Annotated in this window: 13 protein-coding genes and 1 pseudogene; all 14 read right to left on the bottom strand. The window is 60.8% G+C overall.

Annotation, left to right across the window (positions count from 1 at the left end):
* Positions 1 to 11 precede the first annotated feature (11 nt).
* On the bottom strand, positions 12 to 1,901 hold the full coding sequence (locus N2597_RS20695) for a bifunctional sugar phosphate isomerase/epimerase/4-hydroxyphenylpyruvate dioxygenase family protein (protein WP_183598647.1): 1,890 nt from the start codon (positions 1,899 to 1,901) through the stop codon (positions 12 to 14).
* 260 nt (positions 1,902 to 2,161) lie between these two features.
* Positions 2,162 to 2,890, bottom strand: a complete 729-nt coding sequence (locus N2597_RS20690) for an ABC transporter ATP-binding protein (RefSeq protein WP_038686009.1) — start codon at positions 2,888 to 2,890, stop codon at positions 2,162 to 2,164.
* A gap of 2 nt (positions 2,891 to 2,892) precedes the next feature.
* Positions 2,893 to 3,639 (bottom strand): ABC transporter ATP-binding protein, encoded by a 747-nt coding sequence (locus N2597_RS20685; RefSeq protein WP_086155843.1) that lies wholly within the window; start codon positions 3,637 to 3,639, stop codon positions 2,893 to 2,895.
* A complete protein-coding gene (locus N2597_RS20680) occupies positions 3,636 to 4,622 on the bottom strand; it encodes a branched-chain amino acid ABC transporter permease (RefSeq protein ID WP_086155842.1) in 987 nt (328 codons plus the stop codon). The genes N2597_RS20685 and N2597_RS20680 overlap by 4 nt, the downstream gene beginning before the upstream one ends.
* Positions 4,622 to 5,500, bottom strand: coding sequence for a branched-chain amino acid ABC transporter permease (locus N2597_RS20675; protein WP_039617155.1), 879 nt, complete (start codon positions 5,498 to 5,500; stop codon positions 4,622 to 4,624). Before N2597_RS20675 ends, N2597_RS20680 begins: the two co-directional genes overlap by 1 nt.
* A gap of 58 nt (positions 5,501 to 5,558) precedes the next feature.
* Complete coding sequence (locus N2597_RS20670) at positions 5,559 to 6,695, bottom strand: ABC transporter substrate-binding protein (RefSeq protein ID WP_183598645.1); 1,137 nt, start codon at positions 6,693 to 6,695, stop codon at positions 5,559 to 5,561.
* Between the two features lie 84 nt (positions 6,696 to 6,779).
* Positions 6,780 to 7,562 (bottom strand): shikimate dehydrogenase family protein, encoded by a 783-nt coding sequence (locus tag N2597_RS20665; protein WP_341356209.1) that lies wholly within the window; start codon positions 7,560 to 7,562, stop codon positions 6,780 to 6,782.
* A 277-nt stretch (positions 7,563 to 7,839) separates the two neighbouring features.
* Positions 7,840 to 8,769 (bottom strand): LysR family transcriptional regulator, encoded by a 930-nt coding sequence (locus tag N2597_RS20660; RefSeq protein ID WP_086155839.1) that lies wholly within the window; start codon positions 8,767 to 8,769, stop codon positions 7,840 to 7,842.
* Positions 8,770 to 8,864: 95 nt separating this feature from the next.
* Positions 8,865 to 11,315, bottom strand: a complete 2,451-nt coding sequence (locus N2597_RS20655; protein WP_183598643.1) for a GcvT family protein — start codon at positions 11,313 to 11,315, stop codon at positions 8,865 to 8,867.
* A pseudogene (locus N2597_RS20650) lies at positions 11,316 to 12,190 on the bottom strand (phosphotransferase).
* A gap of 100 nt (positions 12,191 to 12,290) precedes the next feature.
* Positions 12,291 to 13,367 (bottom strand): ABC transporter ATP-binding protein, encoded by a 1,077-nt coding sequence (locus tag N2597_RS20645; RefSeq protein WP_086155837.1) that lies wholly within the window; start codon positions 13,365 to 13,367, stop codon positions 12,291 to 12,293.
* A gap of 22 nt (positions 13,368 to 13,389) precedes the next feature.
* On the bottom strand, positions 13,390 to 14,469 hold the full coding sequence (locus N2597_RS20640; protein WP_183598641.1) for a Gfo/Idh/MocA family protein: 1,080 nt from the start codon (positions 14,467 to 14,469) through the stop codon (positions 13,390 to 13,392).
* Positions 14,470 to 14,492: 23 nt separating this feature from the next.
* Positions 14,493 to 15,380, bottom strand: coding sequence for a carbohydrate ABC transporter permease (locus N2597_RS20635; RefSeq protein ID WP_406549678.1), 888 nt, complete (start codon positions 15,378 to 15,380; stop codon positions 14,493 to 14,495).
* A complete protein-coding gene (locus tag N2597_RS20630) occupies positions 15,373 to 16,332 on the bottom strand; it encodes a carbohydrate ABC transporter permease (protein WP_183598637.1) in 960 nt (319 codons plus the stop codon). Before N2597_RS20630 ends, N2597_RS20635 begins: the two co-directional genes overlap by 8 nt.

Genomic DNA, 16,332 nt, shown 5'->3' with positions numbered 1-16,332 from the left:
GCGACGCTGCTTCAACTCTTGGGCATGCCCTCCGGCCGCAGATGCTTTTTCAAGGCGGCTATCCGGAAGATCGCGTTGGCGGCGCCATAACCCTTATACCCTCGGCGTTCGACGATCTCGAAGAAGAAGCCTTCGCCGAATGTGGGGCTGTAGAGCTGGAAATATTCGCCGAACTCGTCCCGGTCGTACAGGATGTTTTCCGCCCTCAACCGGTCGCTCAGCGCCGCCTCCAAACCGAACCTGGCCTCCGCGTCATCGTAATAATTCGGGGAAATGCTCAGCGGCTTGAAGCCGTTCTGCCGCAAGCTGGCCGCTGTCGCGAAAATATCGTCGGTGTGGAAAGCCAGATGCTGCACGCCCGAGCCGAATGTTTCGGCAATGAAGTGCCCCGCGAGCGTGCGCCGGTTCTCCGCGCCGTTCAGCGTGATCCGTAGCGAACCGGACGCATTTTCCAACACCTGGCTGCGCACCACGCCGGCGGGATCGATGATGTCGAACACGGGCGTCTTCCGCGCTTCGAAGATCGAGGCGTAGAACAGCAGCCAAGTGGGCATTTCGTCGTAGGCGACCGTCTGGGCTATATGGTCGACATGCAAGAGATGAGCGGGAGCAATCTGCGCATCGTCTTCGACCGGCAGGAAGTCGATCTCCGAAAAACGGCCGAGATCACCCTTGTCGTCTATCAGGTATATTAGCCCACCGCCCACACCCCGGATTGCCGGAATTTCGACCTCGCCGGCGCCGACGGCTTGCTTGAAAGGCTCGGCGTCCAGCGCCATGGCTCTCTCGAAGGCTTTGCCGGCATCGTCGACCATCAGCGCGATGGCATAGGCCGTGGTCCCGTGCACGACGAAGGACGCACCGGCAAAGCCACCGCCGTCGGCATTGACGATAAGACGGATGTCTCCCTGGCGATAGAGAGTGACATTTTTGGTTCGATGAACGGCCTCCTTCCGGAAGCCCAGGGTCCGCAGGATGCCGACGAGTTCGGTCGCTTCCTCTTCATCGGCGGAGAACTCCACGAAGCCTATTCCTTTGACGATCGCTCGATCGGGCATCGCCTTGGCCGAAAAGCTCCGAGTATTCGGCATACGCCGCACCTGATCGCCCAGATAAATCAGCGAGCGGTGGCCATCGGCGGCAATCAGGCGGGATGACCCTCCGCGGAACTGATCGTTGAATATTTCGAGCGAAAAATAACCGTCATAGCCGGTCTCGGCGACGGCAGCGGCAAACTCCGCTACCGGAAGGTCGCCTTCACCCGGCATGTTGCGGAAATGCCGGCTCCAGTAGAGAAGGTCCATGTCGATCAGCGGAGCATCGGCAAGCTGGACGATAAAGATCTTGTCTTTCGGGATCGAACGGATCGAGTTGATGTCGATCTTTCGTGACAGGGTATGGAAACTGTCGAGGATCAGACCGACATTCGGATGATCGGCCCTGCGCACGATTTCCCATGCATCGCGATGGTCATTGATATGCCGCCCCCAGGCGAGCGCCTCATAACCGATCTTCAAGCCGCGCTTGGCAGCCCGTTCACCGAGCGCGTGAAAATCCGCCGCCGCCCGATCAATGCCGCCGCGCGAGGCGGACGAGGCGTTCGAGCAAACCAGGATGAGCTCTGTGCCCAGTTCCTGCATCACATCGAACTTTCGTTCGGCGCGATCGAAGGCGCGACTGCGCAACGGCTCGGGCATGCCCTCGAAATCGCGGAATGGTTGGAACAGCGTGATTTCAAGCCCGCGGTCGCGCACCATCCTGCCGACATCCGTCGGCCTGCCGTCGAAAGCCAGAAAATCATTCTCGAAGATTTCCACGCCATCGAAGCCGGCTTTAGCGATCGCATCCAGCTTCTCGGGGAGCTCTCCGCTGATCGACACCGTCGCAATCGAAGTTTTCATCGGTCTGCTCCTTGCCTTGCCTATAAGGCGGTGAGAAATTCCGGTCTGCCTCGAAGGCCGGGTTCGAGCGCCAGCATCCGGCCGGCGAATGGCTCAGCTCGCCTCTCTACCGGCGAAAGATGGCTCGCTGTCGCTCTCCCGAAGGGCGCACCAATTTAAAACTTGCCTGCCTAACGCAATGCCAGCGAACCGTAGCGCCGTGCTGCCACTTGATGCGCCGCCCCTGCCGGACAGTCTTGGCAGGGGCGCAGTCGAGCGCGTCAATGCGCATGCTCGGCCTCGATATGGCCGCCGAGGAAGAGCTGCCCGACGCGAGGATCGGAAAGCAAAGCCGAAGCCTTGTCGTGCATGCGCGTCTGACCGAGCTCGAGAACGAGGCCGTAATCGGACATGGCGAGCGCCGCCTTGGCATTCTGCTCCACCATCAGGATGGTGACACCTTGGTCGCGCAGTCTGATCAGGGTCTGAAAAACCTCCTGCACGAGATTGGGTGACAGGCCGATCGAAGGCTCGTCGATCAGGATCAGCTTCGGGTCAAGCAGCAGGGCGCGCGCCACCTCCAGCTGCTTCTGTTGCCCGCCCGACAGTTCGATCGCCTTGCGGTCGGAGAATTTGCGCAGCATCGGGAACTGGTCCATCACCATGTCGATTCGCTTGCGCACATTCGCCTGGTCGCCTGCGGTGATGCCGCCGAGTTCCAGATTGTGATAGACGGAGAGTTGCGGAACGACGTTGCGGCCTTGCGGAACATAGGTGACGCCATGCCCGATCATCTGCCGCGGTGTTTGCCGGGTCACATCCTGGCCATCGAGCAAGATTTGACCGGAATGGATGTTCAGCAGGCCGAAGATGGCCTTGAAGACGGTCGACTTGCCGGCGCCATTCGGCCCGATGACGGTGGTGATCGAAGCTTTCGGGATCGAAAAGGACACGCCGTTCAAGATGGTGATCTTGCCGTAACCGCCTTGGATTTTTTTGAGCTCGAGCATTGTCAACCTCCAAGATAGGCGTCGATGACGGTCTGGTTCGACCGGATTTGGTCCGGTGTGCCTTCCGCGATGATGTTGCCTTCCGCCAGAACAATGATGCGGGAGCACAGGCTCATCACGAACTCCATGTTGTGTTCGATAACGACGAACGTCGTGCCGTGCTCGGCATTGTAGGCGACAAGCCGGTCCTTGAGGTTGGCGAGCATCGTCAGGTTGACGCCGCCCGCCGGCTCGTCGAGCAAAACGAGACTCGGGCCGGCCATGAAGGCCATCGCCGCATCGACCAGCTTTTGCTGGCCGTAGGAGAGCGAACCCGCCAGTGTGTCGCGCAGATGGCTGAGGCGAAAGAAGGCGATCATGCGCTCCGCTTCGGCCGTCAAGCCGGCGTCGCCGGGGCCGAAGAGACGTGCCAGCATCGTGCCGTGATGCTCCTGCCCGGCAAGAATGATGTTGTCGAGCACCGACATTTTCGGAAAAACCGAAAGCTGCTGAAAGGTTCGCCCGACGCCGAGCTTGTTCAAATCGGAGGCGCGCATGCCGGAGACATTTTTGCCGTTGACCGTCACCTCGCCCGCATCCGGGGTCAACTGGCCGAGGATGCAGTTGAAGAGCGTCGACTTACCCGATCCGTTGGGGCCGATCAGGCCGAGGATCTCGCCTTTGTTGACCTCGAAGGAAACGCCGTCGACGGCGCGGATTCCGCCGAAGCTCTTGCCAATATTGCGAACGGAGAGGATGGGCGTGTTCATTTCAGGCTGGCTCCTTCCGCCATGTCTGCGCGGACCTGTTGCTTCGGCCAGATTTTGTCACGGATCCTGGCGCCGACACCAATCAGCCCCGACGGCACGAAGATCAGCATGACGATGACCAGCGCCGAATAGATGATGAGATAATATCCTTCGGTGAAGCGCAGGATCTCTGGCAGCAGAATGACGACGCCGGCGCCGACCCACGGTCCGAAGAAGTACCCGGCGCCACCGACGATCACCATCAGCAGGATGCGAAGGGAATGGGCGAGCGCGAAGGATCCGGGCTCGATGAATTGGACGAGAGGCGTGATCAAGGTGCCGGCAAGTCCGCCATATGTCGAGCCGATGGCAAAGGCGAGAAGGGTGATGCGCCGCGTATCGACGCCGAGACTTTCGGCGCGGATCGGGTTTTCGCGCAGAGCCTTGAAGGCGCGGCCCCAAGGCGACCGGACGATCCCCCACATCGCAAGCGCCGCAAATGCCGTGACGGCAAGTGTGAAATAATAAAAAGGCAATTGCTTCATCGTCGAGAACAGGCCGAAGTCGGGACGCGGCATGCCGACGAGGCCGATGCTTCCGCCCGTCAGCCAATCTTCGTTTCTCAGCACGAGAAAGACGAGCGTGTTGAAGGCCAAGGTCACAAAGGCGAGGAAGTGACCTTTGACACGCAGCGCCGGATAGCCGAGGAGCAGGCCGACGACGAAGCATGCAAGCAGCGCCAGGGGCATGGCCACAATCCAATGCCAGCCTGCGAGCGTCAGCAGCGCGGTAATATAGGCGCCGATCGCCATGAACGAGGCCTGCGCCAGCGATATCTGGCCGGCATAGCCCAGCGTCAGGTTCAGTCCCATGGCCGCGATCGTAAAGATCAGCCAGGAGGTCAAGATGTAAATGATGTAGTTCTTTTGACCGATGGGGGCGGCGACAGCGAGTGCGAGCAGCCCAAGAATGACCAGAATACGTATAGTGGAACTCTTCGCCATCAGACGGTCCTCCCTTCGGACGTTCCCATGATGCCCTGCGGCCTGACGAGGATGATGACGATCAGGAGCACCAGGGGAAGCGCCGCGCGATACTGGGCCGTGACGTAGGCAGCGGTCAGGTTGTCGAGAACGCCGATCAGCAGGCCGCCGACCAACGCGCCGCGGATCTGGTTGAAACCGCCGACGATTGCCGCGATGAAAGCGATCAGTCCGAGTGTTTCGCCGTTGGAGAACTTGGCGAGATAAACGGGCGTGATCAGATAGGATGCAAGGGCGGCAAGCGCTGCGTTGATCAGGAACGTGTAGAGGATCATCCGCTTGACGTTGACGCCGAGGATTTCCGCGACTGCCGGATTTTGCGCGGTGGCCTGCATGCAGCGCCCGGTGCGGGTGCGGTTCAGGAACAAGGTCAGCAGCACGACGATGCCGAGGCAAAGCACGAGATTGAGGATGTCCTGCATCGAAAGGACAGCGCCAAAGACGTCGATCGGATCATTCGGAAACATCGCGGGAAAAGGCTGAGCTTCGGCCGAATAGAATTCCTTGACGCTCTCCTTCAGGAGAATTCCGAGCGCCATGGTCGCGATGATCAAAGTGATCCCGCCATGGGGAAGGATCGGCTCGACCATGAGCTTCTTGAAGAGAACGCCAAGAATGACGACCGACAGTATGAGCCCGGCCAGCAGCGCAGCCCAGAAGGGCATGCCGAGAATGCTCATGCAGGCAAGCACGAAAAATGCCGGCAGCATGACGAACTCGCCCTGGGCAAAATTCACCGTCTGCGCCGCCTGCCAGACGAGGGTGAAACCGATGGCGACGAGCGCGTAGATGGAACCGGTCGCCAGACCGGACAGTAGGACCTGTAGGAATTGAGACATTGTGCCACTCTCTCGATGGCCGCGGCAGCCGAAGCGGCCGCGGCAGAGCAGGGGATGATCAGTTGGCCGGAACAGTTCCGATCACGACCGGCGAGCCATTCTTCACCTGGACCATGAAGCTCGGACGCGACATTTCGCCGTGTTCGTCCCAGCATGTGTCGAGAAGGATCTTCGGGTAGTCCGCGGCCTTCAGGCACAGTCCGTGCATCTTTTCGGCGAAGGCCTCTCCATCGAGCTCGCCGACCATCTCCGTGACGTATTTCGTCGTCCAGGCGCCGATATAACCCTTGATGGCGTCATGCGTGGGCTTGCGCTTGAAGGTCTCCTCGAACTTCTTGTCGAAGGCGCCGATGCCCGGTACGTCCGTCGCACTCGCGGTCAGGCCGACATGGGCGATGGCGCCATCCGCGGCGCTGCCTGCCAGTTCAACCACCTTGGCTTCGGTCAGGGTGACTTCGCCGACCAGCGGCATGGGCAGAGATTGCTTCTTAGCCTCAATGAGGAAGCGAGCGGACTCCTCCTGATTCATATAGACGAAAACGGCATCGGGGCCGGCCTGCTTCAGCTTGGCGATATCGGCGGCATAGTCGGCTTGGCCTTGCTCGGACGGCACGTCGGCGACAATCTCGATTCCGGCCTTCTTCATTTCCTGGGTGAAGACGTCATGGCCTCCCTTGCCGAACTCGTTATTTACCCAGGCGACGGCGACCTTCTTGGCCTTGATCGTCCCGGTGAAGTAGCTGGTCAGCGCGGGAATGCCTTTTTGGGAACCGGACGACGTCCGGAAAACGAAAGGGTTTCCCTTCTGAACGATGCTCGGAGATTCCGAACCGACGAATTGCGGCGTGCCGTTCTGTTGCGCGACCAGCATATTGACCATCGTCGAGCCGGAATAAATCGTGCCGAGGATCGCATAGGCGCCTTCATCGATCGCCTTCTGGACAAGGGCGCGCGAAACCTGCGGATCGGTCTGCGTGTCATATTCGCCAAGTTCGATTTTCTTGCCGAGAATCCCGCCTTCGGCGTTGATTTCCTCGACCGCGATCTTGATTCCGTCGCGCCAATTGGTTCCTGCGGGGGCGCCGGCGCCGGAAAGCTCGGCCACCATGCCGAGCTTGACTGTGTCTTCGGCATGAGCGACACCCAATCCGACAAAGACGGCAGTTGATATTGTAAGCAGATTTTTCAGGTACATACTGTCCTCCCAGTAAAAATAAGACCGGCTTTTGCGGCGCCGTCTCCTAAAGCGCCCCGGCCTCCCATCAGCAGGAGACGAAAGCTAGCCGCTTTTCAAGCACACTTCCGGTTCAGGCGGTCGCATCAACAGAAAGTCCACAAGGACAAGAGCTTGCGCGTCAAACATCCCAACGCCCGTCATCGTCCGGCACCCACGCCGGCGTGCCTCCTGGATGAGCGGCGGAACTTCCGGCTTGGTGATGACGCAAGCAACGAATTGCCGGGCTTCCAGTTTGGATGCGTCGATCGGCAAAGGATCATCCGGCCGCATTCCGAGCGGGGTGGCGTTGGCAACGAGATCATAGCCTGCCGGATTCGCATCTCCGGAGACGACGCGCCTTGGATAAAGCCTTTCGAGCTTTTCAATAATAGCATCGCGCCGCTCGGTGTCGATATCGTGGATCGCAAGCATTCCCGCTCCGCGCCTCATGATTTCGAGGGCGATCGCCGAACCCGCGCCTCCACACCCCACCAGCAGGCATCTGCGGCCGTCGACGGAAAAACCTTCCTTCTCCATTCCGTCCAGATATCCGAGCCCGTCGGTATTGTCGCCATGCCAGCCGTCGCCCGTCCGGCGCACGACATTGACCGCCTCGACGAAGCTGGCGCGATCCGAGGTCGTCGCGCAGAGGCCGAATGCCGCTTGCTTGTGCGGAACGGTGACGAGGATTCCGCCGATATTGGAAACCGCCCGCAGCGCGTCAAAAACGGTGGGCAGATCAGCAGAAGCCACATGCATCGGCACGACGACGGCGTCTTCCTTCCGATCGGTCAAAAGCCGCGTGATGACATCCGGCGAGCGCACCTGCGCGATGGGGTCGCCCACGACTATGAAGAGCCTCGTATTTCCAGAAGGAATAATTCCCGCCATCTGCCGTCCGTTTCCTAGCCAGGGAGCCGGAACATCCTGCCGCACTTGGTTTGTGCGGCCGATATAGCGCTCGACCTGTGTCAAATCTCCACAGAAGCGTAGCGATGAAAGACCGCTATATCGAGTATCATTTTCGCAGGCTTCCGTAACATCATGTTAATGATCAAATCGTGTGCCGAGTGAGCCCGAGATCGTGGGATCGGGCCGCAAGCTCTGCCGGCGACCGAAAATGCTATTTCTTCCGCGTTGACGCTCTATCGGCGGGCCTCAGCGAACTCGCGCTCTGCATTTCATGGCGAAGAAGCTGCCGAAAGTGCTCGGCATAGGCGGAGAGAGGCAAATCCCGGCGATAGGCGATGTAGGTATGGAAAACGCTGTCGGCGTCGATTTCGATACCTTTTAATCCGCGAACGACGCCATGCGCCACGGTGAACTCGTCGATGATCGCGATCCCCAGACCCGCCGCCACCAGGCTGCAAACCGTCGTGCCGAAACGAGCCTTGATGTTCATCTGATAGGCGATGCCGCTATTGGTGAACATGGCCGCCATGATCGCGCCGTACGGGTCCTTGGGGTCGATCCCGATCAACGGATAGCCGGACATTTCCTGGGGCGTGATCTTGTCCCGGGCCGCCAGCGGGCTCGTCTCCGGGACGATGCACAACAGCCTGCCGCTCGCCAGAGGCTCGAATTCAATAAGGGGATGATCGAAACGGGACGAGATCGCGACCAGTTCGCCGCGTCCGAGGAGCAGGTAATCGATCGCCTCCTCGATCTTGAGAATGTTGACATCGAGCCCGAGATCCGGAAAGCGCTGCCGCAGCTTGGCGATGGCCCGGGGTACCATCACGTTGGCGATGCTCGGCACGGACGCGATGCGAAGCTCCTGGCTCTGTCCCCGCCCAAGCCCGGCTACGGCCGATTGGAGATCGTCGATCTTACGATGCACGGTATCGAGCAGGTCGAAAATATTGCGCGCCTGGGATGTGGGCACAAAGCGGCCGGCGCGCCGGTCGAAGAGCCGGATACCGAGGGAATCTTCCGTATATTTCATGAGGCGGCTGAGGCCGGGCGCCGAAACGTTCAGCAACCGCGCAGCGCCTGCGATGCTGCCGGTCACCATGATGGCGCGTATGACCTCAATCTGTCTTAGCGTAAGCATCACCAGCCAAACGACACGCGCTCAGACGCATGTGTCGACAATGCTTTAACAGGGAAGCCGCGCGCAATGCAAGTTTGGGCAATCGGCCGGCGTCACTACGCCTTGATGCGCGCCATGTCGGGATCGTAGAGCGGCGCCAGCGACACCTTACAGGGAATGCGTTCCCTGGCGACATCCAGTTCATAGCTGCCGGAGAGAACAAATTCCTCCGAGACGCCCTCGGCATTGCGGACGTAGCCGTAGCCGATCGGCTTGCCGAGCGTGTAACCGAAGCCGCCGCTTGACAGCCAGCCGACACGCTTGCCGTCGCGATAGATGGTTTCGCGGCCGAGCAGTACGGTATCGGGATCGTCGGGCACGAAGCAGGCGAGGCGCTTCTTGACGCCGTCGGCAAGCTGCCGCTCGATCGCCTCGCGGCCACGGAAGCGAATGTTCTTTTTGATCTTCACCGCCCAGCCGAGGCCGGCCTCGATGGGCGTATGGTCGGGGCCGATATCGGAACCCCAGGCGCGATAGCCCTTTTCCAGCCGGCAGCTCTCGATGGCGCGGTAGCCGGCATTGGCAAGACCGAGCTCGCCGCCTGCTGCCATCAGCGCGTCATAGACCGTGGTCGCATATTCAATGGGGATGTGCAGTTCGTAGCCGAGTTCGCCGACATAAGTAATACGCAGCGCCCGCACCGGGCAGCCCGATATGCCGATGGTCCTGACCTGGCCGAAGGGGAAGGCGGCGTTCGAGACGTCGCTGCCCGTCACCCTTTCCAGCACGGCGCGTGAATTCGGGCCCATCAGCGACAGCACGCAGTAGGCCGAGGTGACGTCGACCAGTTCGGCATGCATCTCCGCCGGAATATTGCGGGCGATCCAATTGAAGTCGTGGGTGGCGAAACCGGTGCCGGTGACGATGTAATAATCGTTATCGGCAATGCGGGCGACGGTCAGGTCGCATTCTATGCCGCCCTTGTCGTTCAGCATCTGCGTGTAAATGAGTGAACCGACCGGCTTGGCGACATCGTTGGCGGCGATCCAGGAGAGCGCCGCCTCGGCATCCCTTCCCTTCAGCACGAATTTGGCGAAGGAGGTCTGGTCGAAGATGACGGCCGCCTCGCGCACCGCCTTATGCTCGCGGCCGACGGCGTCGAACCAGTTCTGCCTGCCGTAGCTGTAGATATCCTTCGGCTCCTCATTGGCGAAGAGATCGGCAAACCAGTTCGGCCGCTCCCAGCCGAGCTTTTCGCCGAAACAGGCGCCCTGCGCCTTCAGCCGGTCATAGAGCGGCGACTTGCGGCAGGGGCGGCCGCTCGAATGCTCCTCGAACGGCCAGGCCATGGTGTAATGTTTGCCATAGGCTTCGAGCGTGCGGGTGCGCACCCAGTCGGTATCGAAATGCGGCCGGCCGAAACGGCGGATATCGACCGGCCAGAGATCGTAGGGCGGCTCGCCCTTGGTCACCCACTCGGCGAGCGCCATGCCGGCGCCGCCGGCCGAGGCGATGCCGAAGGCGTTGAAACCGGCGCCGACGAAGAAATTCTTGAGCTCCGGCGCTTCGCCGAGAATGAAATTGCCATCCGGCGTGAAACTTTCCGGGCCGTTCAGCAGCTGTTTGACGCCCACTTTCTCCAGCGCCGGAACGCGACCGAGCGCCTGTTCCATGATCTGCTCGAAATGGTCGAAATTGCTGTCCAGCAGCGTGTAATGGAAATCCTCGGGGATACCTTGCTTTGCCCAGGGAATGGGATTGGGCTCATAGCCGCCCATGACCATGCCGCCGACCTCCTCCTTGTAGTAGGTCAGGCGATCGGGATCGCGCAGCGTCGGCAGGTTGGAGGGCACGCCGAAGGATTCGGTAATAATATATTGGTGCTCGACCGAGACCAGCGGCACATTGACGCCGAAGCGGGCAGCGAAGGCGCGCGTCCATTGGCCGGCGCAGACGACGACGCGCTCGCATTCGATACGGCCCTCAGCGGTGACGACGGCACGGATCCTGCCCTTGTCGATGTCGAGGTCGAGGACTTCGGTATCCTCGAAGATCGAAACGCCCGCCATGCGGGCGCCCTTCGCCAGGGCCTGAGTGATGTCGGAGGGATTGGCCTGGCCGTCTGTCGGAAGAAAGGCGGCGCCGACCAGATCGTCTATTGTCATCAGCGGCCAAAGATCGAAGGCCTCCTGCGGCGTCAGCAACTGCATTTCAAGGCCGAAGGACTGCGCCGTGGTCGCCTGGCGCTTGACCTCCGTCCAGCGCTCCTCGTTGCAGGCAAGGCGCAGGCCGCCATTCATCTTCCAGCCGGTGCCGAGACCGGTTTCCTCTTCCAGCCGCTTGTAGAGATCGACGGAATAACCGAGCAGCTGGGTGATATTGGCGCTGCTGCGCAGCTGGCCGACAAGACCGGCGGCATGGAAAGTGGTGCCCGATGTCAGCTTCTTGCGCTCGAGCAAAACCGTATCGGTCCAGCCGAGCTTGCCGAGATGATAGGCCGTCGAGCAGCCGATAATGCCGCCGCCGATGACCACCACTTTTGCCGTCTTCGGGAGTTGTTTCGTCATTTATCGTTCCTGTTTAAAGGCTTGGTAGGCGCGTTCGAAACGCCCGAGATTTTCGGCCGTATAGGCGGCGTAGTCGAATTGGATGGTGGAATGGATTTCCGAAATCATGCTCCACAGCGTCTCGCGCAGCAGCGAGGCGCATTTCATCGCGCTGTAGCGCCGGCTGAGCTCATCGGTCAGCTGCCGATCGAATAGGTCTCGAGCATCGTTTGCTCGGCAGCTTGCGAGAACTCATTGTTTGAGGCCAATCCGCCGAGGTCGAACAGCGGCGTGTTGAAGCCGGCATAATCCCAATCGATCAGCCAGAGCCGCTTGCCGTCATCGAGAAAATTGGCGGCCAGCAGGTCGTTATGGCCGAAGGCGATCTCGAACGGCGCTGCCGCCTCTTCCAGCGTCTCGGCCTTGGCGATCAACGCCGGCAGCAGTGGGAGGTGGAGGCTGCCCGACTCCTTCAGGCTGGCGGCGTAGTCGCGGATGACATGGAAGACCCAGAAGATCATCGCCGGGCCGCGGAAATGCCGTGCGATATCATGGTGGCAGGCGCGCACCAACGGCACGATCCGGGCCAGCATTTCCGGCGTCCTGATATCCTCGGGCGACAGCGCCCGCGCCTCGATATAGTCGAGCACCAGCACGCCGGGCGAATGGTGGATGACGGCGGGCGACAGGCCGGCGGCGTGCGCCGCACGGCTTGCGGCAAGCTCGTTCTGCCTGACGATGTGGTGGATCGGAATGTCGGTGCCGAGTCTCACCACGCAGCGCGCGACGGCATCGCTGACCAGATAGTTCCTGTTGGTTATGCCGCCAGATATCGGCGAAATTTCAATCGGACCCTGCCAGATGCCAAGCGCATGAATCCTATCCTCAGGCGTCATGCTATCCCCCTTGCGGCGCTGGCAAAATGATGGGGCAGAGCAGGATAGGCTGTCAAGCAGCCGCGCGCGCCCTTCCGGACGCGCAAAGGGCGCTATCGGGTCAGATGGTCTTGCCGGTGGCGTCGAAGACGTGGCAGCGGGCCGGATCGAAGAAGGTCTTTACATTGGCGCCGGGCTCGACCTTCTGCTGGCCGTCGAGCGCCACAGTCAGCAGCTGGCCATCCGGCGTCGTGGTGTAGAGCATGGTGGCGCCGCCGAGATTTTCGACGAGATCGACATTCACGGTCGAAAGCGTGATGGTGCCCTGCGTGAGGGAGAGATGCTCGGGGCGGATGCCGAAGGTGACGGCCTCGCCGGCCTCGCCTTTCAGGCGGCGCGGCAGGCGGACGGAATTGCCGCAGACATGAATGCTGGTTTCGGCTTCACCGACCTCTTCGATGCGCGCCTGCAGAAAGTTCATCTTCGGGCTGCCGATAAAGCCGGCGACGAAGCGGTTGGCCGGGTTGTTGTAGAGATCGAGCGGCGCGCCGACCTGCTCGATGCGGCCGGAATTCAGGACGACGATCTTGTCGGCCATCGTCATCGCCTCGACCTGGTCATGGGTGACATAGATCATGGTGTTGCCGAGCTGCCGGTGCAGCCTGGAAATTTCGACGCGCATCTGCACGCGCAGTTCGGCATCGAGATTCGACAGCGGCTCGTCGAACAGGAAGATACGCGGCTCGCGCACGATAGCCCGGCCGATGGCCACGCGCTGGCGCTGGCCGCCCGAGAGCGCCTTCGGCTTACGCTCCAGGAGCTTCTCGATCTGCAGGATTTCGGCGGCGCGTTTGACCTTCGGCTGGATGTCAGCCTTCTTGTAACCCGCCGTCTCCAGGCCGAAGGCGAGGTTCTTGTAGACCGACATATGCGGATAGAGCGCATAGGACTGGAAGACCATGGCAATGCCGCGCTTGGCCGGCGCCACCTCGTTCATGCGCTCGTGGTCGAGCAGCAGCGCGCCGCCTGATATTTCCTCGAGGCCGGCGATCATGCGCAGAAGGGTCGATTTTCCGCAGCCGGAGGGCCCGACGAAAACGACGAATTCGCCGGGATCGATCGTAAGGTCGATGCCATGGATGACATCCATTGCGCCGTAGCGCTTCTCGACCTTCTGAAGAACGACACTGGTTGCCATCGTCTCAAACCCCTCTCGTAATTTATCGTTGCTTCGTTCTTGCGCGCCAATCGGCGTATTTCGGGCTGTCGGGACCGACCGGCAGCGGCACTTCGGCGCCGCTGTCGGATGACTGGTAGATGGCGGTCACCAACTCCAGCGCGCGGCGGGCATCCACTGTCGTCACCGGCAGCGGCCCCTGGCCGCTGAGGAAGGCGTGGAACTGACCCATCTGGGTGGTGAATCGCGGCGCGACCGGCTTCCAGTCGGCAATCACCCGGTCGATCTTTTCCCGCACGTCGTCATTGGCAGCGATAATCTTCCAGGGATCCTTGCCGGGTGTGTAGGGCTCATGACTGCTTTCGAAGGTGACATTCTCGAAGTGCAGCCTCAGCCGGCTCAACTGTTCCTGCGAACCCAGCGTGCAGGACAGCGAGACGAAGGCGCCGTTTTCCATCAGCAGGCTGGCGGAGGCGCAATCCTCGACCTCGATATCGTTGACGCGGGTGGCGACACGGCCGAAGACCCTGGCCGCCGGGCCCATCAGATGCATCATCATGTCGTGCAGATGCAGCGCATGGGTGACGAGCACGCCGCCGAGTTCGGTGGCCCATTTGCCGCGCCAGGGCACGGCGTAATATTCCGGTTTGCGCAGCCAGAAGGTTTCGACCGAGGCCGTATAGGCTTTACCGGCAATGCCGGCGTCGATGATCCGCTTGGCCTTCTGGATGCCGTCGCCATAACGGTACTGGAAGATCGGCATCAGCACGCCTTTGGCGCTCTTTTCCGCCTCCATAATCCGATCGACGCCGGCGAGCGAGCCGGTCAGCGGTTTTTCGCAAACGACATGTTTGCCGGCGGCGAGTGCCGCGACCACCTGTTCCAGATGGATGCCGGGCGGTGTGCAGATATCGATGATGTCGATCGTGTCGTCGGTAAGCAACTCCTCAAAAGAGGTGGTGCGGCGCTCGATGCCGAACTCGTCGCCAACTGCCGCCAGACGTTCTGCGTTCAGGTCGCAGATCGCTGCCACCCTGAACTTGTCGGAATGCGGCAGATAGCCCTCGACGATATGCGAGCGGCCGATACCGCAGCCGACGATCGCCACCGTCTTGATGTTCATGTCACTCTTTTCCGTTGTCGCCATCAACGCTTCATGCCCGTCGTGGCGATGCCCTCGATCAGCAGGCGCTGGAAGAACAGGAAGAAGAAGAACACCGGCACCAGCGTCAAGGTCGACATGGCAAACAGGCCGCCCCAATCCGATGCGCTGGTTGAATCCACGAAGGTGCGCAGGCCGAGCTGGATCGTATAGGTGTTCATGTCGTTCAGGTAGATCAGCGGTCCGAAGAAATCGTCCCAGGTCCAGATGAAGGAGAAGATGGCGGCGGTTGCCAGCACCGGCAGCGACAGCGGCAGCATGATCTTCCAATAGATGCGCCAGGCGCTGCAGCCGTCCATCATCGCCGCCTCGTCGAGTTCGCGCGGGATGCCGCGGAAGAACTGCACCATCAGGAAGATGAAGAAGGCATCGCTTGCCAGGAACTTGGGCACGACAAGCGGCAGGATCGTGTTGACCCAGCCAAGGTCGAGGAAGAGCACATATTGCGGGATCAGCGTCACGTGATAGGGGATCATCAGCGTGCCGAGCATGATCGAAAACCAGAAATTCCGGCCGGCAAAACGCAGCCGAGCAAAGGCGTAGGCCGTCAGCGAACAGGCGATGACATTGCCCGTCACGACAAGCACCGAAATGACGAGCGAATTCCAGAAGAACCGGCCGAAGCTGACATCGAGCCCGGTCCAGCCGCGCACATAAGAGGAGAGATCGATCGACGACGGGATGAGCGAGGTCGACGAGAAAATCTCGTTTTCCGGCCTGACCGATGCCGAAACCATCCACAACAGCGGATAGAGCATCAGAAGCGAGGCGGCGATCAGCAGCGCATGGATGACGAGCGAGGCCGGCAAGCTGCGTTTGGTGATGTCCGATGGCGGCCGGGCGGCTGTGACGGAAGTGGTCATCTCAGTCATCGTAGTGCACCCAATAACGCGAGGTCAGGAAGGAGAAGGCGGTGAAGATCGCGATGATCACCACCAGAATCCAGGCGAGCGCCGAGGCGTAGCCCATGCGGAAATTGCCGAAGGCTTCCTGATAGAGGTAGAGCGTGTAGAACAGCGTCGAATTGATCGGGCCGCCGGTGCCGCCCGAGATGATGAAGGCCGGCGTGAAAGCCTTGAAGGCTTCGATCGTCTGGACGACGGCGTTGAAGAAGATCACCGGCGTCAGCAGCGGCAGGGTGATCTTGTAAAATTGGCGGAATTTCGAAGCGCCATCGAGGCTTGCCGCCTCATACATATCCTGGGGAATCTGGCGCAGGCCGGCGAGGAAAATAATCATCGGCGAGCCGAACTGCCAGACCGACAGCGCCACCAGCGTGTAGATCGAATAGTTCGGATGCGAGATCCAGCTCGGACCTTCGATGCCGAACTGCGAGAGGGCGGCATTAACAAGACCATCGCTGGCGAAAAGCTGGCGCCAGAGCACGGCGATCGCCACGCTGCCGCCGAGTAACGAAGGGAGGTAGAAAATGGCGCGATAGAAGGTCAGCCCGCGCAGGCCGCGGTTCAACGCCATGGCGACCAGCAGGGCGAAGGTCAGCTTGAACGGCACCGAGAAGACGACATAGGTCAGGGTGACGTTCATGGCGGCCGAGAATTTCGGATCCGCCGTGGCGATGCGCACGTAATTCGCCATTCCCACCCACCGCGGCGACTGAAGCATGTCGAAGTCGGTGAAGGAGAGGTAGAGCGAAATCAGGGCCGGCCCGAGCGTCAGCCCGAAAAAGCCGACGAGCCATGGCAGAAGGAAGAGATAACCAGGCGCATTGGCATTCCAGAGACGCCGCAAGCGTCCCTCGGCGGCGGCCCCCTGATATCTTTCCACTGATATGGCCCCTGCGGGCGTGCGCATCGCATTGCTCAT

It is taken from the genome of Rhizobium sophoriradicis, from assembly GCF_025200795.1.
GTDB classification, from domain to species: Bacteria; Pseudomonadota; Alphaproteobacteria; order Rhizobiales; family Rhizobiaceae; genus Rhizobium; species Rhizobium sophoriradicis.
The sequence above is the reverse complement of the archived record's forward strand: the minus strand, read 5'-3'. Positions and strand labels throughout refer to the sequence as shown.